Raw genomic sequence first — 16,560 nt, forward strand, 5'->3', positions numbered from 1 at the left:
TCCACATTCGCTATTCATAACTATGACAAATATGAACAGCTTCTGACATTTTGCATTTACGCGCCTGTGATGAAGTGCAGATATCGACATTCACAGGAGATCCGCCATGAGCAGAACCCCGGTTTTAGAGATGCGCAATATTGCCAAGACGTTTGGCAATTTCCACGCGCTCAAGGGTGTGGATTTGACGGTTTTCCCCGGAGAGATCCACGCGCTGATGGGGGAAAACGGCGCCGGAAAAAGCACGCTGATGAAGATCCTCGCAGGCGCTTATACCGCCAGCAGCGGCGACATCCTCATCGACGGTCAGCCGTTTCACATCAAAGGTCCGAAGGATGCGCTGGCCGCAGGCATTACCCTGATTTATCAGGAGATGCAGCTTGCTCCTAACCTGACCGTGGCGGAAAACATTTTTCTCGGCAGCGAGCTGTCGCGCGGCGGGCTGGTCCAGCGCAAAGAGATGGCAGCCCAGGCGCAGGCGGTCATTGACCGTCTGGGCGCGCAGTTCAGTGCCACCGACCTGGTCATGAAGCTGACCATCGCCGAGCAACAGCAGGTGGAGATCGCCCGCGCGCTGCACCGCAACAGCCGTATTCTGGTGATGGATGAACCCACCGCCGCCCTCTCCTCGCGCGAAACCCACCGTCTGTTCGAACTGATTTTGCGCCTGCGCGATGAAGGGATGGCGATTATCTACATCAGCCACCGCATGGCGGAAGTGTATGAGCTTTCCGATCGCGTCAGCGTCCTGCGCGACGGGCAGTACGTCGGCAGCCTGACGCGCGACAAGCTGAATGCCTCTGAGCTGGTGCGCATGATGGTGGGCCGTCCGTTAAGCGATCTGTTTAACAAAGAGCGCGATATTCCGCTCGGCAGCCCGCGTCTGAACGTGCACCACCTGACAGATGGCAAAAAAGTGCTGCCGTGCAGTTTGCAGGTTCGCTCCGGTGAAATCGTCGGGCTGGCGGGGCTGGTCGGGGCCGGACGCTCCGAGCTGGCGCAGCTGATCTTCGGCGTGCGTAAAGCCACGGGCGGCATGATTGAGGTCGACGGCGAGCCGGTGGTGATCCACTCCCCGCGCGCGGCCATTGAAAACGGCATCGGTTTTCTTACCGAGAACCGCAAGGAGCAGGGGCTGTTTCTGGAGCTGGCGGCGCAGGAGAACATCACCATGGCGACGCTGGAGCGCGACGCCACCTTCGGCTGGCTGAACCGCAAAAAAGCGCAGTCTATTTCCGATGACGCCATCGCCCTGCTCAATATCCGCGTGCCGCATTCTCAGGTGCGCGCGGGCGGGCTCTCCGGCGGCAACCAGCAAAAGCTGCTGATCTCCCGCTGGGTGGCGATTGGCCCGCGCATTCTGATTCTGGACGAGCCCACGCGCGGGGTGGACGTCGGCGCGAAAAGCGAGATCTACCGCATCATGAACCAGATGGCGCGCAAAGGGGTGGCGATTCTGATGATCTCCAGCGAGCTGCCGGAAGTGGTGGGCATGAGCGACCGGGTGTACGTGATGCGGGAAGGCAGCATCGCGGGTGAACTTCACGGACGCGACATCTCTCAGGAAAACATTATGACGCTGGCAACCGGCGTGAACGACACACATCATCAGGCGGTGTAATTATGACAACTCCAACCCATCCGCAGCAGGTGGCGAAATCCGCCTCCGCCAAAAAAATGCTGATGAGCGATCTGATGCAAACGATCGGCATTTTGCCGATTTTAATCCTGATTGTGGCGGTATTTGGCTTTATCGCCCCGAACTTTTTCACCGAGAGCAACCTGCTGAATATTACCCGGCAGGCGTCGATCAACATCGTGCTGGCGGCGGGGATGACCTTCATCATCCTGACCGGCGGGATTGACCTCTCTGTGGGCTCGATTCTGGGCACTACGGCGGTAGCGGCGATGGTGGTCTCGCTTATCCCTGAATTTGCGATGCTCTCCATTCCGGCGGCGCTGATGCTCGGTATGGTGCTGGGGCTGTTCAACGGCGCGCTGGTGGCCTTTGCCGGGCTGCCGCCGTTTATCGTCACCCTCGGCACCTATACGGCACTGCGCGGCGCGGCGTATCTGCTGGCGGACGGCACGACGGTCATTAACTCCAACATTAACTTCGAGTGGATCGGCAACAACTACCTCGGCCCGATTCCGTGGCTGGTGGTGATCGCCCTAGCGGTGATTGTGGTGTGCTGGTTTATTCTGCGTCGCACAACCCTCGGCGTTCACATCTATGCGGTCGGCGGCAATATGCAGGCGGCACGCTTAACCGGCATCAAGGTCTGGCTGGTGCTGCTGTTTGTCTACGGCATGAGCGGCCTGCTCTCGGGATTAGGCGGCGTGATGAGCGCCTCGCGCCTCTACAGCGCCAACGGCAACCTCGGCACGGGGTACGAGCTGGATGCGATTGCGGCGGTGATCCTCGGCGGAACCAGCTTCGTCGGCGGGATCGGCACGATCACCGGCACGCTGGTCGGTGCATTGATCATCGCCACCCTCAACAACGGCATGACGCTGATGGGCGTCTCCTACTTCTGGCAGCTGGTGATCAAAGGGGCGGTGATCATCATAGCGGTGCTGATCGACAAATACCGTACCCGACACCATCAAAGTGCATAACAACAATACCCTACGAGAGGAATACAGCATGAGATTGAAGCCCTTAGTGACCGCGCTCTGTGCTGGCGCGCTGCTGGCCGCAACCCCGTTTGCGCAGGCAAAAGATCTGAAGTCCATCGGCGTGACGGTGGGCGACCTGGCTAACCCGTTCTTCGTGCAGATCACCAAAGGTGCCGAGCTGGAAGCGCGCAAGCTGGCGGGAGATAACGTCAAGGTGACGCTGGTCTCCAGCGGGTACGATCTGGGCCAGCAGGTGTCGCAGATCGATAACTTCATTGCGGCGAAAGTGGACATGATCATCCTCAACGCCGCGGATTCCAAAGGGATCGGCCCGGCGGTAAAACGCGCCAAAGAGGCAGGGATCGTGGTCGTGGCGGTTGACGTGGCGGCGGAAGGGGCTGATGCGACCATCACCTCCGATAACACCCAGGCGGGGGAGATGGCCTGTAAGTACATAACCGACCGCCTGAAAGGTAAAGGCAACGTGGTGATCATCAACGGGCCGCCGGTTTCTGCGGTACAAAACCGCGTGGAGGGCTGCCAGACCGAGTTCAGGCGCCACCCGGATATCAAAGTGCTCTCGGATAATCAGAACGCCAAAGGCAGCCGCGAAGGCGGACTGGAGGTCATGACCTCCCTGCTGGCGGCCAATCCGAAGATCGACGGCGTATTCGCAATTAACGATCCGACGGCGATCGGCGCCGATCTGGCAGCGAAACAGGCTCAACGTAATGAGTTCTTTATCGTTGGCGTGGATGGCAGCCCGGACGGTGAAGAAGCTCTGAAGCGCGAAAACTCCCTGTTTGTGGCGACGCCGGCGCAGGATCCGCAGGTGATGGCGGCGAAGGCGGTGGAGATCGGCTATGACATTCTTCAGGGCAAACCTGCGCCGAAAGAGCCTGTGCTGATCCCGGTGACGATGATCGATAAAAAGAACGTCGGCACGTATAAGGGGTGGACGGTTAAGTAAACCCGGTGCGGCCTGATGCCCTCACCCTAACCCTCTCCCTCAAGGGAGAGGGAACTTACTCACCCTCTCCCTTGAGGGAGAGGGCCGGGGTGAGGGGGTGGCATAAAACTCAAGGAGTCCCCATGAAACGCTCCGACATCAATGAAATCCTCGGCCACACGCGGCAGTTCTTCTCCATGCACGACGTGCATCTCCCGCCGTTTGCCAGCTTTCCGCCAACAAAATGGCAGCAGCTTGACCAGGCCGCCTGGCAGGAGGTGTTCGACCTCAGGCTCGGCTGGGACGTGACGGCGTTTGGCGGCAACCACTTTGCCGCACAGGGGCTGACGCTGTTCACCCTGCGCAACGGCTCCCCCAACGGCGTGCCTTATGAGAAGTGCTATGCCGAAAAAATCATGCACGTGCGCGACGGCCAGGTGACGCCGATGCATTTCCACTGGCGCAAGCGGGAGGACATCATCAACCGCGGCGGCGGGAATCTGATTATTGAGTTATGGAATGCGGGGGCGCATGAGGAGACCGAAAACACCGACGTGATCGTCACGATAGACGGTTGTCGGCAGACGCACGCGCCCGGCAGTCAGCTGCGCCTCACGCCAGGGGAAAGCATCTGCCTGACGCCCGGCCTGTACCATAGTTTCTGGGGCGAACGCGGCTTTGGCGACGTGCTGGTGGGCGAAGTGTCGTCGGTCAATGACGATGAACACGACAACCACTTTTTACAGCCCATTGACCGCTATAACACCATCGAAGAAGACGAACCGGCGGTGCTGGTGCTGTGCAACGAGTACACCCTGTTTCGGATATAAGGAGTGAATGATGCCATTGATTTCTCTTGCCGACGGTCTGGCACACGCCAGAGAACACCGCTACGCCCTGGGCGCGTTCAACGTTCTCGACTCCCATTTTCTGCGCGCGCTGTTTGCCGCCGCGAAGCAGGAACGTTCGCCGTTTATCATCAACATCGCGGAAGTGCATTTTAAGTACGTGTCTCTGGAGTCACTGGTGGAAGCGGTGAAGTTCGAAGCCGCCCGTCACAATATTCCCGTGGTGCTTAACCTCGACCATGGCCTGCATTTTGAGGCCGTCGTGCGCGCCCTGCGCTTAGGGTTCAGCTCGGTGATGTTCGACGGCTCGACGCTGAGCTATGAGGAAAATATCCGCCAGACCCGGGAAGTGGTGAAGATGTGCCACGCGGTGGGCGTCTCGGTGGAGGCGGAGCTGGGCGCAGTCGGCGGAGATGAAGGCGGCGCGCTGTACGGGCATGCGGACGAAGCGTTCTTTACCGACCCACAGCTGGCGCGCGAGTTTGTTGATTCAACCGGCATCGATGCGCTGGCGGTCGCCATTGGCAACGCGCACGGCAAATACAAGGGCGAGCCGAAGCTTGATTTCCCGCGTCTGGACGCCATTCGCCAGCAGACGGGCCTGCCGCTGGTGTTACACGGCGGCTCTGGCATCAGCGATGCTGATTTCCGCCGCGCCATCGAGCTGGGCATTCATAAAATCAACTTCTATACCGGCATGTCGCAGGCCGCGCTCGCCGCCGTTGAGCAGCGCATGGCAAACCGCCAGCCGCTGTACGATGAATTTGCCGAACTGCTGCTGGGTATTGAAGAGGCCATTACCGATACGGTCGCGGAGCAGATGCGCATCTTCGGCAGCGCGGGGCAGGCATAATGGAACGCAAAGGGATTATCGCCGCAGGCAACATGCTGGTGGATCACGTTCACCAGATCGTGCAGTGGCCGGAGCGCGGCTGGCTGGCGGAAATCACCCACAGTGAACGCTCAACCGGCGGTGCGCCGCTCAACGTTCTGCTGACGCTGGCGAAAATGCACGTCGGCCTGCCGCTACAGGCGGTGGGGCTGATTGGGGAAGACAGCGACGGAGACTATATTCTGGCGATGCTCGACCAGTATCACGTCAATCGCCAGCGCGTGCAGCGTACAACGTTCGCCCCAACGTCGATGTCGCAGGTGATGACCGACCCCAGCGGACAGCGCACCTTTTTCCACTCGCCGGGGGCCAACCGCCTGCTGGATCTTCCCGCCTTCGATCGTTTAGACGGATCGCTGAAGATCTTCCATCTCGGCTATCTGCTGCTGCTCGACAGCCTGGACATGCCGGACGAGGAGTTTGGCACCCGCAGCGCGCGGTTACTGGCACAGATGCGCGATCAGGGGTATGAAACCTCGCTCGATCTGGTCTCCCGCAAGGGCGATCCGCGCTATCAGCCGCTGGTGCTCCCTGCCCTGCGTCATCTTGATTATCTGGTGATTAACGAGCTGGAAGCCGGTGAGTTTAGCGGGCTTGAGATCCGCGACGGTCATGGTGTGCTGAACATGGTCCATATCGCCGACGCTGCCGCACAGCTGCTGGCGGCAGGCGTGCGGCAGCGGGTGGTGATCCACTGTCCGGAAGGGGCATGGGGTGAAGCACCGGGTGAAAAAGGGCAATGGGTTCCGTCGTGGAAGCTGACGCAGGACGAGATTATCGGCAGCGTCGGTGCGGGCGACGCGTTTTGCGCAGGCTTTTTATACGGTTGCCATGAATCGCTGTCGCTTACCGAGAGTATTTATCTGGCGCACGCCTGCGCGCGGGCCAGCCTGCTGGCGGCCAATGCGATTGACGGCGCGAAAACGCTGGCCGAGCTTCAGGCGTTTATTCAGGAGAACGGTCAGGCGGCTTTCTCATGATGGGAAACGTCCGTGGCAAAAACATAGCCCAGACCGCGAATGGTTTTGATCAGCAAAGGCTGGTGCGGATTGACCTCAATTTTTCGCCGTAGCCGCATGATCAACACGTCGATAGTGCGGTCAAAGACCTCGGCGCTTTCGCTGTGGGTCAGCTCCAGCAGCTGTTCACGACTCAGTACCCGGCGGGCGTTTTGCGTTAATGCCAGCAGCAGGCCGTATTCGCCCTGGGTTAATGGCACGGTATTACGCTGCGGATCGCTCAGCTCGCAGCGGGTGGTGTCCAGCGTCCAGCCGTTAAAGGTAATACCTTCAACGCGCGGCGCGGCAGGCTCCGCGTCCAGCGCGCCGGTTCGACGCAGCACCGCCTTAACGCGGGCGACCACCACGCGCGGATTGAACGGTTTTCCGATGTAATCATCGGCGCCCATTTCCAGCCCGACGACCACATCTGATTCACTTCCCAGCCCCGTCAGCATCACCACCGGTAGCGATGGTCGCTGCTTTTGCAGTTGCAGCAAAACCTGTAATCCGTTGATATCCGGCAGCATCATGTCCAGCAGAACCAGCGCAATGCCGGGATCCTGCTGGACACGGTTCACCGCGTCCTGACCGGTGTGACACGTCAGCACGGTAAAGACGTGCTCGCTGAGCACATCCTGTAGCAGTTCGCAGACTGCGACATCATCATCAACCACCAGAATCGCCGGTTTCATCGCATGCTTCCGTCAGGGGATTATGTTAAGTCTGAACCATTCTGCCGCTGGCTCCAGCCGAATTGTTTTTTACGTGACGGAAATTCAATCCATGTCACATCCCCTGCCCTTTCGACACGTCAATTTTGACGATTGGCTGTTTTTCGTCAGGGTTTTGCCCCGCAAAGGGCCGTAAAGTCAGGAAATACCCATAGTAAAAACATGGCATAGAAGCTGCATATTGGGCAGGTAAGAACTGTTTAACTGGAGCAAAGTGATGAAAAAAGTCGTCACGGTTTGCCCTTATTGTGCCTCAGGTTGCAAGATCCACCTGGTGGTCGATAACGGCAAAATCGTCCGGGCGGAAGCGGCGCAGGGTAAAACCAATCAGGGCACGCTGTGCCTGAAAGGGTACTACGGCTGGGATTTTATTAACGATACCCAAATCCTCACGCCGCGCCTGAAAACCCCTATGATCCGCCGCGAGCGCGGCGGCAAGCTGGAAGCCGTCTCCTGGAATGAAGCGCTGGATTACGTCGCCACGCGCCTCAGCGCCATCAAGGCCAAGTATGGCCCGGATGCGATTCAGACCACCGGCTCCTCACGCGGAACCGGGAATGAAACCAACTATGTGATGCAAAAATTCGCGCGCGCCGTTATTGGTACCAATAACGTCGACTGCTGCGCTCGCGTCTGACACGGCCCATCGGTTGCAGGTCTGCACCAGTCGGTCGGTAACGGCGCAATGAGTAATGCCATCAATGAGATAGATAACACCGATCTGGTGTTCATCTTCGGCTATAACCCGGCGGATTCTCACCCTATCGTCGCGAATCACGTTATTCGCGCCAAACAGAACGGGGCGAAAATCATCGTCTGCGATCCGCGTAAAATTGAAACCGCGCGCATTGCGGATATGCACATCGCACTGAAAAACGGCTCGAACATCGCGCTGTTGAATGCGATGGGGCACGTCATTATTGAGGAGAACCTCTACGACCAGGCGTTTGTCGCGAGCCGTACGGAAGGGTTTGAAGAGTATCGCAAGATTGTCGAAGGCTATACGCCGGAGTCAGTAGAGGCGATAACCGGCGTCAGCGCGCAGGAGATCCGCCAGGCGGCGCGGATGTACGCCGGAGCGAAAACCGCCGCCATCCTGTGGGGCATGGGCGTGACCCAGTTCTACCAGGGTGTGGAAACCGTGCGCTCGCTCACCAGCCTCGCCATGCTGACCGGCAATCTGGGTAAAGCGCATGTGGGCGTGAACCCGGTGCGTGGTCAGAATAACGTGCAGGGTGCGTGTGATATGGGCGCGCTGCCGGACACCTATCCGGGCTACCAGTACGTGAAGTTCCCGGAAAACCGCGAGAAGTTTGCGAAGGCCTGGGGCGTGGAAAGTCTGCCGGCACACACCGGATACCGCATCAGCGAGCTGCCGCACCGCGCGGCTCACGGTGAAGTACGTGCGGCCTACATCATGGGTGAAGATCCGCTCCAGACCGACGCCGAACTGTCCGCGGTGCGCAAAGGCTTTGAGGATCTGGAGCTGGTGATTGTTCAGGATATCTTTATGACCAAAACCGCGGCAGCGGCGGATGTGATTCTGCCGTCGACCTCCTGGGGCGAGCATGAAGGTGTCTATACGGCAGCAGACCGCGGCTTCCAGCGCTTCTTCAAGGCCGTCGAGCCGAAGTGGGATCTGAAAACGGACTGGCAGATCATCAGCGAAATCGCCACCCGCATGGGCTACCCGATGCACTACAACAACACCCAGGAGATCTGGGACGAGTTGCGGCATCTGTGCCCGGACTTTTATGGGGCAACCTATGAAAAAATGGGTGAGCTGGGCTACATCCAGTGGCCGTGCCGGGATGAGTCAGAATCCGATCAGGGGACGTCATACCTCTTTAAAGAGAAGTTCGACACCCCGAACGGGCTGGCGCAGTTCTTCACCTGCGACTGGGTCGCGCCGATCGATAAGCTCACCGACGAGTATCCGATGGTGCTCTCCACCGTGCGTGAAGTGGGCCACTACTCCTGCCGCTCCATGACCGGCAACTGCGCCGCGCTGGCGGCGCTGGCGGATGAACCGGGCTACGCGCAGATCAACACCGCCGATGCCGAACGTCTCGGTATTGAAGATGAAGCGCTGGTGTGGGTGAACTCGCGTAAAGGCCGCATCATTACCCGCGCGCAGGTCAGCGACCGTCCAAACAAAGGGGCAGTCTATATGACCTACCAGTGGTGGATTGGCGCCTGTAACGAGCTGGTGACGGAGAACTTAAGCCCGATAACCAAAACGCCGGAGTATAAATACTGCGCCGTAAACGTGGAGCCAATAGCGGATCAACACGCTGCGGAACAGTATGTGATCGACGAATATAACAAGCTGAAAGCCCGCCTGCGCGAAAGCGCAATGGGATGAAGCCGTTAATTAATCGCTGACTAAATGGGGTGAGATATTCACCCCATTATTATTTATGGCATCGCTATTAATTACATCTATATATATTTCTGAAGGCGTCTCGCAGAAAAAATGTAATTTGCGCGAAAATTAATTACATCTTTGCATTTTAATTCAGCGAGATAAGATATGCGGCGGGTGCTTAAGACTTTCTGTCTTGAGCATTGTTGAGGGACAGAAAGTGGAAAGCCCCGGGAAATTTGCATTTACCCGAGGCTACCCCTCAACAACCAACAGGTTGAGAGTAGCCTCTTATTCTTTTTTTCACAAGGAGTAAAAGGCATGACGCCATTAAAAACTACGTTAGGCATCGTCTTTATTATTTGCCTGACGATAGTGATCTTTACCTTTATTACTCGCGATAAGCTCTGCGAGTTTTCAATAAAGAGTGAACATCAGGAGGTGGCGGCGAAATTAGCCTGTAACGCAGGCTAACCTCTTCGGGCGGAACGCGTGTTCCGCCCGGCTTGTGGGATGCTGAGGTCTTAACGCACCCGTTTTTTTCTTCTGTCACCGCGATTATACTGCGCGGCGTGTACCCAGATGATAAGAATCCATGAAAACCCTTTTTCTGATGTTGTTATTTTTAACCGCGTTTGCCCATGCCGATGAGATAGGCAGCCAGTATAAAAAGCAGGCTGAAGCGGGCGATGCGCGCGCGCAGTATTATCTTGCCGATACCTGGTTCAGTTCCGGCGACAGCGCGCAGGCGGCGCTGTGGGCGGAAAAAGCGGCAAAAGGCGGTGATGTCGACGCCATGGCGCTGCTGTCGCAAATCCACTTTTCGCAGGGTGACTATGCGCAGGCTAAAGCCCTGGCCCAGCAGGCAAACATTGCGGGCAGCAAACGCGGCGCGATCATGCTGGCGCGGGTGCTGGTGAACACGCAGGCGGGCAAAACCGACTACCCGCAGGCCATCGCACTGCTGCAATCGGCGACCGAAGACATCGATAGCGACTCGGCGGTAGACGCGCAACAGCTGCTGGGGCTGATCTATGCCAACGGCATTGAAGTCCCTCAGGATGACGTGCAGGCCGCATCGTGGTTCAAGCGGAGTTCGGCTCTGTCCCGGACGGGCTATGCGGAGTACTGGGCAGGAATGCTGTTCAGGCAGGGTGAGAAAGGTTTTATCACACCGAATAAACAGAAAGCGCTTTACTGGTTAAACCTGAGCTGTACCGAAGGGTTTGATACCGGGTGTGAAGAGTTTGATGCGTTGAGCGGGGAGTAACGTGCCGGGTGGCGGCTTCGCCTTACCCGGCCTACAAAACCCGTAGGCCCGGTAAGCGCAGCGCCACCGGGCTTAGAATGTTACTGGTCAGCCGTTTTATCAAAACGACCCAGCACCTCGCGTTCATACGCCAGCGCTTTTTTACGGTCGAACTTGTGTTCCCACTTGGAGATTACCAGCACCGCCAGCGCATTACCCACCACGTTCAGCGCAGTACGCGCCATGTCGAGGATACGGTCCACACCGGCAATAAACGCCAGGCCTTCCAGCGGAATACCGACGCTGCCCAGCGTCGCCAGCAGCACCACGAAGGAGACGCCCGGCACGCCTGCGATGCCTTTTGAAGTCACCATCAGCGTCAGAACCAGCACGATCTCCTGCCACAGCGACAGGTCAATGCCGTACAGCTGCGCGATAAAGATTGCCGCAATACTCTGATACAGCGTCGAACCATCCAGGTTAAAGGAGTAACCCGTTGGTACCACGAAGCTGGTAATGGACGCCGGCGCACCGTAGGCCTCCATCTTCTCAATGATACGCGGCAGTACGCTCTCGGAGCTTGCCGTGGAGTAGGCCAGAATCAGCTCATCCTTCAGGATGCGGATCAGGATCCAGATGCTGAGCCCGCACAGGCGCGCCACAATGCCCAGCACCACCAGCGCGAAGAACAGAATCGCGAAGTGCACCAGAATCACCAGCTTCGCCAGCGGCCACAGGGAGGCAAAGCCGAAGTTCGCTACGGTCACCGCAATCAGCGCGAATACCCCGACCGGCGCATAGCGCATCACCATGTGGGTGACTTTGAACATGGTTTCGGAGACAGATCGGAACACGGTGACCAGCGGTTCACGGTGCGTCGCGGGCAGGGAAGAAAGCCCCAGACCAAAGAGTACCGAGAAGAAGATGATCGGCAGCATCTCGCCCTTCGCCATGGACGCGATAATGTTGGTCGGCACCAGCGAGAGAATAGTCCCCATCAGTCCATGCGAATGGCTCTGCACATCGGCGGTTGTGCTTTGGTATTTCGAAATATCCACCGTCGCCAGCTGTGACATATCGATCCCGGCACCAGGCTGGAACACATTCGCCAGGGTGATGCCAAGAACGATGGCAACCGTGGTGATCACTTCGAAATAGAGAATAGTTTTAACGCCGATGCGGCCTAACTGTTTCGCATCACCGACACCCGCGATACCGACCACCAGCGTCGAGATCACAATCGGCACAACAATCATCTTGATCAGATGAATAAAGATATCGCCCGCAGGGGAGAGAAGGTTCGCAATCAGCCACTCGCGGCTGTCGCTATGATAATGGAGGTAACTGCCCAGCAAGATGCCCAGCACAAGGGCCAGCAGGATCTGCCAGGCCAGGCTGACTTTCAAATTTTTCATAGAAACTGACTTCCTCAATGAAATCTCCGTACCATCAAAACTGCATGAATATGGAGACATACTGAAAGGGTATGAATTGTGTTGCGTTGGTTTATGGGATTTTTTAACGCGCCGTATGAGTATCATTTGCACGGCATGCTGCGCAAGCCTTAAAGAACAAGGCATTTCACTGCAAAAAGTGTCATTGACGGCAATTTATAGCAATTCTCATAAATAACCATTTGTTATAAAAAATATTTTCACTTCAAAAAAGTGAATAATTCTTCAGGTGAATTATTTCCCTTCAAAGTTTCATTCGCTCAATTTTCATACTCTTCAGACATTGCGTGATCTGTCGCCCAAATACTAAACAAAGCTTGTAAAGCCCCTACTATTAACGTTTTTGCGACATATTATTAACATCTTACAAGGAGAAAAAAAGCCATGAGCCAAATACACAAACACGACATTCCCGCAAACATTGCGGACCGTTGCCTGATAAGCCCGGAGCAATACCAGGAGAAATACCAGCAGTCCGTTTCCAGCCCTGACGCGTTCTGGGGTGAGCAGGGCCACATCCTCGACTGGATCAAACCTTATCAGAAGGTAAAGAACACCTCTTTCGCGCCGGGCAACGTCTCCATTAAATGGTATGAAGACGGCACGCTGAACCTGGCGGCGAACTGCCTGGACCGCCATCTTGCTGAACGCGGCAACGAAACGGCCATCATCTGGGAAGGCGACGATGCCTCTCAGAGTAAACATATCACCTATAACGAACTTCATCGCGACGTGTGCCGCTTTGCCAACGTGCTGCTGGCCCAGGGCATTAAAAAAGGCGATGTGGTGGCGATCTATATGCCAATGGTGCCGGAAGCCGCCGTGGCTATGCTGGCCTGCGCGCGCATCGGTGCGATCCACTCCGTTATCTTCGGCGGTTTCTCGCCGGAGGCGGTTGCCGGGCGTATTGTCGACTCAAATTCGAAGCTGGTGATCACCGCTGACGAGGGCGTGCGCGCCGGGCGCGGTATTCCGCTGAAGAAAAACGTTGATGAAGCGCTGAAAAACCCGAACGTGAAATCCATCAGTAACGTCATTGTCTTCAAACGCACGGGCGGCAAAATCGACTGGCACGAGGGGCGCGACCTGTGGTGGAGCGATCTGATTGAAAACGCCAGCGACCAGCATCAGCCTGAAGAGATGAACGCGGAAGATCCGCTGTTTATTCTTTATACCTCCGGCTCCACCGGTAAGCCGAAAGGCGTGCTGCATACCACCGGCGGCTATCTGGTTTACGCGGCCACCACCTTTAAATACGTTTTCGACTACCATCCGGGCGACATCTACTGGTGTACCGCCGACGTGGGCTGGGTGACCGGTCATAGCTACCTGCTGTACGGCCCGCTGGCCTGCGGCGCAACGACGCTGATGTTTGAAGGCGTACCGAACTGGCCGACCCCGGCGCGTATGTGCCAGGTGGTTGATAAGCATCAGGTCAACATTCTCTACACCGCGCCAACGGCGATCCGCGCGCTGATGGCGGAAGGCGATAAAGCCATCGAAGGGACCGACCGCTCTTCCCTGCGTATCCTCGGCTCCGTGGGCGAGCCGATCAACCCCGAAGCCTGGGAGTGGTACTGGAAGAAGATCGGCAACGAGAAGTGCCCGGTGATGGATACCTGGTGGCAGACCGAAACCGGCGGCTTCATGATCACCCCGATGCCGGGTGCCACGCAGCTGAAAGCCGGTTCGGCCACCCGTCCGTTCTTCGGCGTGCAGCCTGCGCTGGTGGACAACGAAGGCAATCCGCAGGAAGGCGCTACCGAGGGCAACCTGGTGATCGTCGATTCCTGGCCTGGCCAGGCGCGTACCCTGTTCGGCGACCATGAGCGCTTCGAGCAGACCTACTTCTCGACCTTCAAAAACATGTACTTCAGCGGCGACGGCGCGCGCCGGGATGAAGACGGTTATTACTGGATCACCGGACGCGTGGACGACGTGCTGAACGTCTCCGGCCACCGTCTGGGCACGGCGGAGATTGAGTCTGCGCTGGTGTCGCATCCGAAAATTGCCGAAGCGGCGGTTGTCGGCATTCCTCACAACATCAAAGGCCAGGCGATCTACGCCTACGTCACTCTGAACCACGGCGAAGAGCCGTCGCCAGAGCTGTATACCGAGGTGCGCAACTGGGTGCGTAAAGAGATCGGCCCGCTTGCCACGCCGGACGTGCTGCACTGGACCGACTCGCTGCCGAAAACCCGTTCCGGCAAGATTATGCGCCGTATCCTGCGCAAAATCGCGGCGGGCGACACCAGTAACCTCGGTGATACCTCAACGCTGGCCGATCCTGGCGTGGTGGACAAACTGCTCGAAGAGAAGCAGGCCATCGCAATGCCTTCCTAGTGTTTTCTCCCTCTCCCCGTGGGAGAGGGCCGGGGTGAGGGCATCAGACCGCACCTTCCTCCCCTCACCCTCTCCCCACAGGGGAGAGGGGATAAAAACAAACCAACCTTACTTCTGGAGACTCTGTGATGAATAACGATATTTGTCAGCAGATAGAGAATAGTGCGCACTACAGGGAGCTCGTCGAAAAACGGCAACGGTTTGCCTTCATCCTTTCCATCATCATGCTGATTATCTACGTCGGCTTTATTCTGCTGATCGCCTTTGCGCCGCACTGGCTGGGCACCCCGCTGCATGAGGGTACCAGCGTCACGCGCGGTATTCCGATTGGGATTGGCGTGATCATCATTTCGTTTGTGCTGACGGGTGTGTACGTCTGGCGCGCCAACGGTGAATTCGATCGTCTTAACAGAGAAGTTCTGCGCGAGGTAAAAGCATCATGAAGCGAGTCCTGACGGCGCTAGCCGCCACACTTCCCTTTGCTGCCCATGCAGCAGATGCCCTTACTGGCGAGGTTCAGCGCCAGCCAACCAACTGGCAGGCGATTATCATGTTCCTGATTTTCGTGGTGCTGACGCTGTACATCACCTACTGGGCGTCGAAACGCGTACGCTCCCGTAACGATTACTACACCGCGGGCGGCAATATTACCGGCTTCCAGAACGGGCTGGCGATCGCGGGGGACTTTATGTCCGCCGCCTCGTTCCTTGGGATCTCCGCGCTGGTGTATACCTCAGGGTATGACGGCCTGATCTACTCCCTCGGGTTCCTGGTGGGCTGGCCAATCATTCTGTTCCTGATTGCCGAGCGCCTGCGCAACCTGGGACGCTATACCTTTGCTGACGTCGCCTCCTATCGCCTGAAGCAGGGGCCGATTCGCTCCCTCTCCGCCTGCGGTTCGCTGGTGGTGGTGGCGCTCTATCTGATCGCCCAGATGGTGGGCGCGGGCAAACTGATCGAGCTGCTGTTCGGCCTGAACTACCACGTCGCGGTGGTGCTGGTAGGCGTGCTGATGGTGATGTACGTCCTGTTCGGCGGCATGCTGGCCACCACCTGGGTACAGATCATCAAAGCGGTACTACTGCTGTTCGGCGCCAGCTTTATGGCCTTTATGGTGATGAAGCACGTCGGGTTCAGCTTCAATAATCTGTTTACCGAAGCGATGGCGGTCCACCCGAAAGGGGAAGCGATCATGAGCCCGGGCGGGCTGGTGAAAGATCCGATATCCGCGCTCTCGCTCGGTCTCGGCCTGATGTTCGGTACCGCTGGCCTGCCGCATATCCTGATGCGTTTCTTCACGGTGTCAGATGCGCGTGAAGCGCGTAAAAGCGTGTTCTACGCCACCGGGTTTATGGGCTACTTCTACATTCTGACCTTTATCATCGGCTTCGGCGCAATCATGCTGGTGGGGGCAAACCCGGCGTTTAAAGACGCGGCGGGCGCGCTTATCGGCGGTAACAACATGGCGGCGGTGCATCTGGCCGACGCGGTGGGCGGCAACCTGTTCCTCGGCTTTATCTCTGCCGTGGCCTTTGCCACCATCCTCGCGGTGGTTGCAGGGCTGACGCTGGCCGGCGCGTCGGCGGTTTCGCATGACCTCTACGCCAACGTCTTCCGCAAAGGCGCAAGCGAGCGCGATGAGCTGAAAGTCTCCAAAATCACCGTGCTGGTGCTGGGCGTCGTCGCCATCCTGCTGGGGATTTTGTTCGAGAAACAGAACATCGCCTTTATGGTCGGGCTGGCCTTCTCGATTGCGGCAAGCTGTAACTTCCCGATCATTCTGCTCTCCATGTACTGGTCAAAACTGACCACCCGTGGGGCGATGATCGGCGGCTGGCTGGGCCTGCTGACGGCGGTGATTCTGATGATCCTCGGCCCGACCATCTGGGTGCAGATCCTCGGTCACGAAAGCGCTATCTTCCCGTATGAATACCCGGCGCTGTTCTCCATTGCCGTGGCGTTTATCGGGATCTGGATTTTCTCTGCCACCGATAATTCACCGGAGGGTAACCTGGAGCGTGAAAAATTCCGCGCCCAGTTTATCCGCTCGCAAACCGGCCTGGGCGTTGAGCAGGGCCGCGCGCACTAAGCCTTTTCTCCCCGGTCGCT

14 protein-coding genes are annotated in these 16,560 nt (G+C 57.6%); 12 read left to right on the top strand and 2 right to left on the bottom strand.

Annotated elements, in window-relative coordinates; translation table 11 throughout:
* Positions 1-106: 106 nt before the first annotated feature.
* From ACOTX5_RS16380 to ACOTX5_RS16405, 6 genes are all read left to right on the top strand, one after another.
* Positions 107-1,621 carry a sugar ABC transporter ATP-binding protein gene (locus ACOTX5_RS16380; protein ID WP_017382641.1) on the top strand — a complete coding sequence of 505 codons (1,515 nt, stop codon included), beginning with the start codon at positions 107-109 and terminating at the stop codon, positions 1,619-1,621.
* Between the two features lie 2 nt (positions 1,622-1,623).
* On the top strand, positions 1,624-2,619 hold the full coding sequence (locus ACOTX5_RS16385) for an ABC transporter permease subunit (protein ID WP_003860239.1): 996 nt from the start codon (positions 1,624-1,626) through the stop codon (positions 2,617-2,619).
* A gap of 28 nt (positions 2,620-2,647) precedes the next feature.
* Positions 2,648-3,589, top strand: a complete 942-nt coding sequence (locus ACOTX5_RS16390; RefSeq protein WP_003860240.1) for an ABC transporter substrate-binding protein — start codon at positions 2,648-2,650, stop codon at positions 3,587-3,589.
* A gap of 122 nt (positions 3,590-3,711) precedes the next feature.
* Positions 3,712-4,398, top strand: coding sequence for a D-lyxose/D-mannose family sugar isomerase (locus ACOTX5_RS16395; protein WP_047726984.1), 687 nt, complete (start codon positions 3,712-3,714; stop codon positions 4,396-4,398).
* Positions 4,399-4,408: 10 nt separating this feature from the next.
* A complete protein-coding gene (locus ACOTX5_RS16400; protein ID WP_045911460.1) occupies positions 4,409-5,269 on the top strand; it encodes a ketose 1,6-bisphosphate aldolase in 861 nt (286 codons plus the stop codon).
* Complete coding sequence (locus ACOTX5_RS16405; protein WP_045911461.1) at positions 5,269-6,288, top strand: carbohydrate kinase family protein; 1,020 nt, start codon at positions 5,269-5,271, stop codon at positions 6,286-6,288. The genes ACOTX5_RS16400 and ACOTX5_RS16405 overlap by 1 nt, the downstream gene beginning before the upstream one ends.
* Here ACOTX5_RS16405 and ACOTX5_RS16410 read toward each other — a convergent pair.
* Entirely contained in the window at positions 6,270-7,001 is a 732-nt protein-coding gene (locus ACOTX5_RS16410) for a response regulator (RefSeq protein WP_015570202.1), read from the bottom strand. The genes ACOTX5_RS16405 and ACOTX5_RS16410 overlap by 19 nt on opposite strands.
* Before the next feature lie 256 nt (positions 7,002-7,257).
* On the opposite strand from ACOTX5_RS16410, the gene fdhF reads away from it, so the two are divergent.
* The 3 genes from fdhF to ACOTX5_RS16425 all read left to right on the top strand — a co-directional run bounded on the left by fdhF (position 7,258) and on the right by ACOTX5_RS16425 (position 10,675).
* A complete protein-coding gene (fdhF, locus tag ACOTX5_RS16415) occupies positions 7,258-9,405 on the top strand; it encodes a formate dehydrogenase subunit alpha (RefSeq protein ID WP_080024796.1) in 2,148 nt (715 codons plus the stop codon).
* A 321-nt stretch (positions 9,406-9,726) separates the two neighbouring features.
* Positions 9,727-9,879, top strand: coding sequence for a Hok/Gef family protein (locus tag ACOTX5_RS16420; protein ID WP_023295770.1), 153 nt, complete (start codon positions 9,727-9,729; stop codon positions 9,877-9,879).
* A 121-nt stretch (positions 9,880-10,000) separates the two neighbouring features.
* On the top strand, positions 10,001-10,675 hold the full coding sequence (locus tag ACOTX5_RS16425; RefSeq protein WP_047726979.1) for a tetratricopeptide repeat protein: 675 nt from the start codon (positions 10,001-10,003) through the stop codon (positions 10,673-10,675).
* 80 nt (positions 10,676-10,755) lie between these two features.
* On the opposite strand, the gene gltP is transcribed toward ACOTX5_RS16425, so the two are convergent.
* Positions 10,756-12,069, bottom strand: coding sequence for a glutamate/aspartate:proton symporter GltP (gene gltP / locus ACOTX5_RS16430; protein ID WP_015570199.1), 1,314 nt, complete (start codon positions 12,067-12,069; stop codon positions 10,756-10,758).
* Between the two features lie 423 nt (positions 12,070-12,492).
* On the opposite strand from gltP, the gene acs reads away from it, so the two are divergent.
* The 3 genes from acs to actP all read left to right on the top strand — a co-directional run bounded on the left by acs (position 12,493) and on the right by actP (position 16,540).
* Positions 12,493-14,451, top strand: coding sequence for an acetate--CoA ligase (gene acs / locus ACOTX5_RS16435; RefSeq protein WP_045907627.1), 1,959 nt, complete (start codon positions 12,493-12,495; stop codon positions 14,449-14,451).
* Positions 14,452-14,579: 128 nt separating this feature from the next.
* Positions 14,580-14,894 carry a DUF485 domain-containing protein gene (locus ACOTX5_RS16440; protein WP_017382635.1) on the top strand — a complete coding sequence of 105 codons (315 nt, stop codon included), beginning with the start codon at positions 14,580-14,582 and terminating at the stop codon, positions 14,892-14,894.
* Complete coding sequence (gene actP, locus ACOTX5_RS16445; RefSeq protein WP_033488129.1) at positions 14,891-16,540, top strand: cation/acetate symporter ActP; 1,650 nt, start codon at positions 14,891-14,893, stop codon at positions 16,538-16,540. Before ACOTX5_RS16440 ends, actP begins: the two co-directional genes overlap by 4 nt.
* Positions 16,541-16,560 lie beyond the last annotated feature (20 nt).

The organism is Enterobacter cloacae complex sp. IR5441, from assembly GCF_049238215.1.
Lineage (GTDB): Bacteria > Pseudomonadota > Gammaproteobacteria > Enterobacterales > Enterobacteriaceae > Enterobacter > Enterobacter hormaechei_C.

Excerpts from the sequence above, each read along its gene's own strand:
- ACOTX5_RS16380 (WP_017382641.1), top strand. The coding sequence starts at position 107 with ATGAGCAGAACCCCGGTTTTAGAGATGCGCAATATTGCCAAGACGTTT.
- ACOTX5_RS16385 (WP_003860239.1), top strand. The coding sequence starts at position 1,624 with ATGACAACTCCAACCCATCCGCAGCAGGTGGCGAAATCCGCCTCCGCC.
- ACOTX5_RS16390 (WP_003860240.1), top strand. The coding sequence starts at position 2,648 with ATGAGATTGAAGCCCTTAGTGACCGCGCTCTGTGCTGGCGCGCTGCTG.
- ACOTX5_RS16395 (WP_047726984.1), top strand. The coding sequence starts at position 3,712 with ATGAAACGCTCCGACATCAATGAAATCCTCGGCCACACGCGGCAGTTC.
- ACOTX5_RS16400 (WP_045911460.1), top strand. The coding sequence starts at position 4,409 with ATGCCATTGATTTCTCTTGCCGACGGTCTGGCACACGCCAGAGAACAC.
- ACOTX5_RS16405 (WP_045911461.1), top strand. The coding sequence starts at position 5,269 with ATGGAACGCAAAGGGATTATCGCCGCAGGCAACATGCTGGTGGATCAC.
- ACOTX5_RS16410 (WP_015570202.1), bottom strand. The coding sequence starts at position 7,001 with ATGAAACCGGCGATTCTGGTGGTTGATGATGATGTCGCAGTCTGCGAA.
- ACOTX5_RS16420 (WP_023295770.1), top strand. The coding sequence starts at position 9,727 with ATGACGCCATTAAAAACTACGTTAGGCATCGTCTTTATTATTTGCCTG.
- ACOTX5_RS16425 (WP_047726979.1), top strand. The coding sequence starts at position 10,001 with ATGAAAACCCTTTTTCTGATGTTGTTATTTTTAACCGCGTTTGCCCAT.
- gltP (WP_015570199.1), bottom strand. The coding sequence starts at position 12,069 with ATGAAAAATTTGAAAGTCAGCCTGGCCTGGCAGATCCTGCTGGCCCTT.
- acs (WP_045907627.1), top strand. The coding sequence starts at position 12,493 with ATGAGCCAAATACACAAACACGACATTCCCGCAAACATTGCGGACCGT.
- ACOTX5_RS16440 (WP_017382635.1), top strand. The coding sequence starts at position 14,580 with ATGAATAACGATATTTGTCAGCAGATAGAGAATAGTGCGCACTACAGG.
- actP (WP_033488129.1), top strand. The coding sequence starts at position 14,891 with ATGAAGCGAGTCCTGACGGCGCTAGCCGCCACACTTCCCTTTGCTGCC.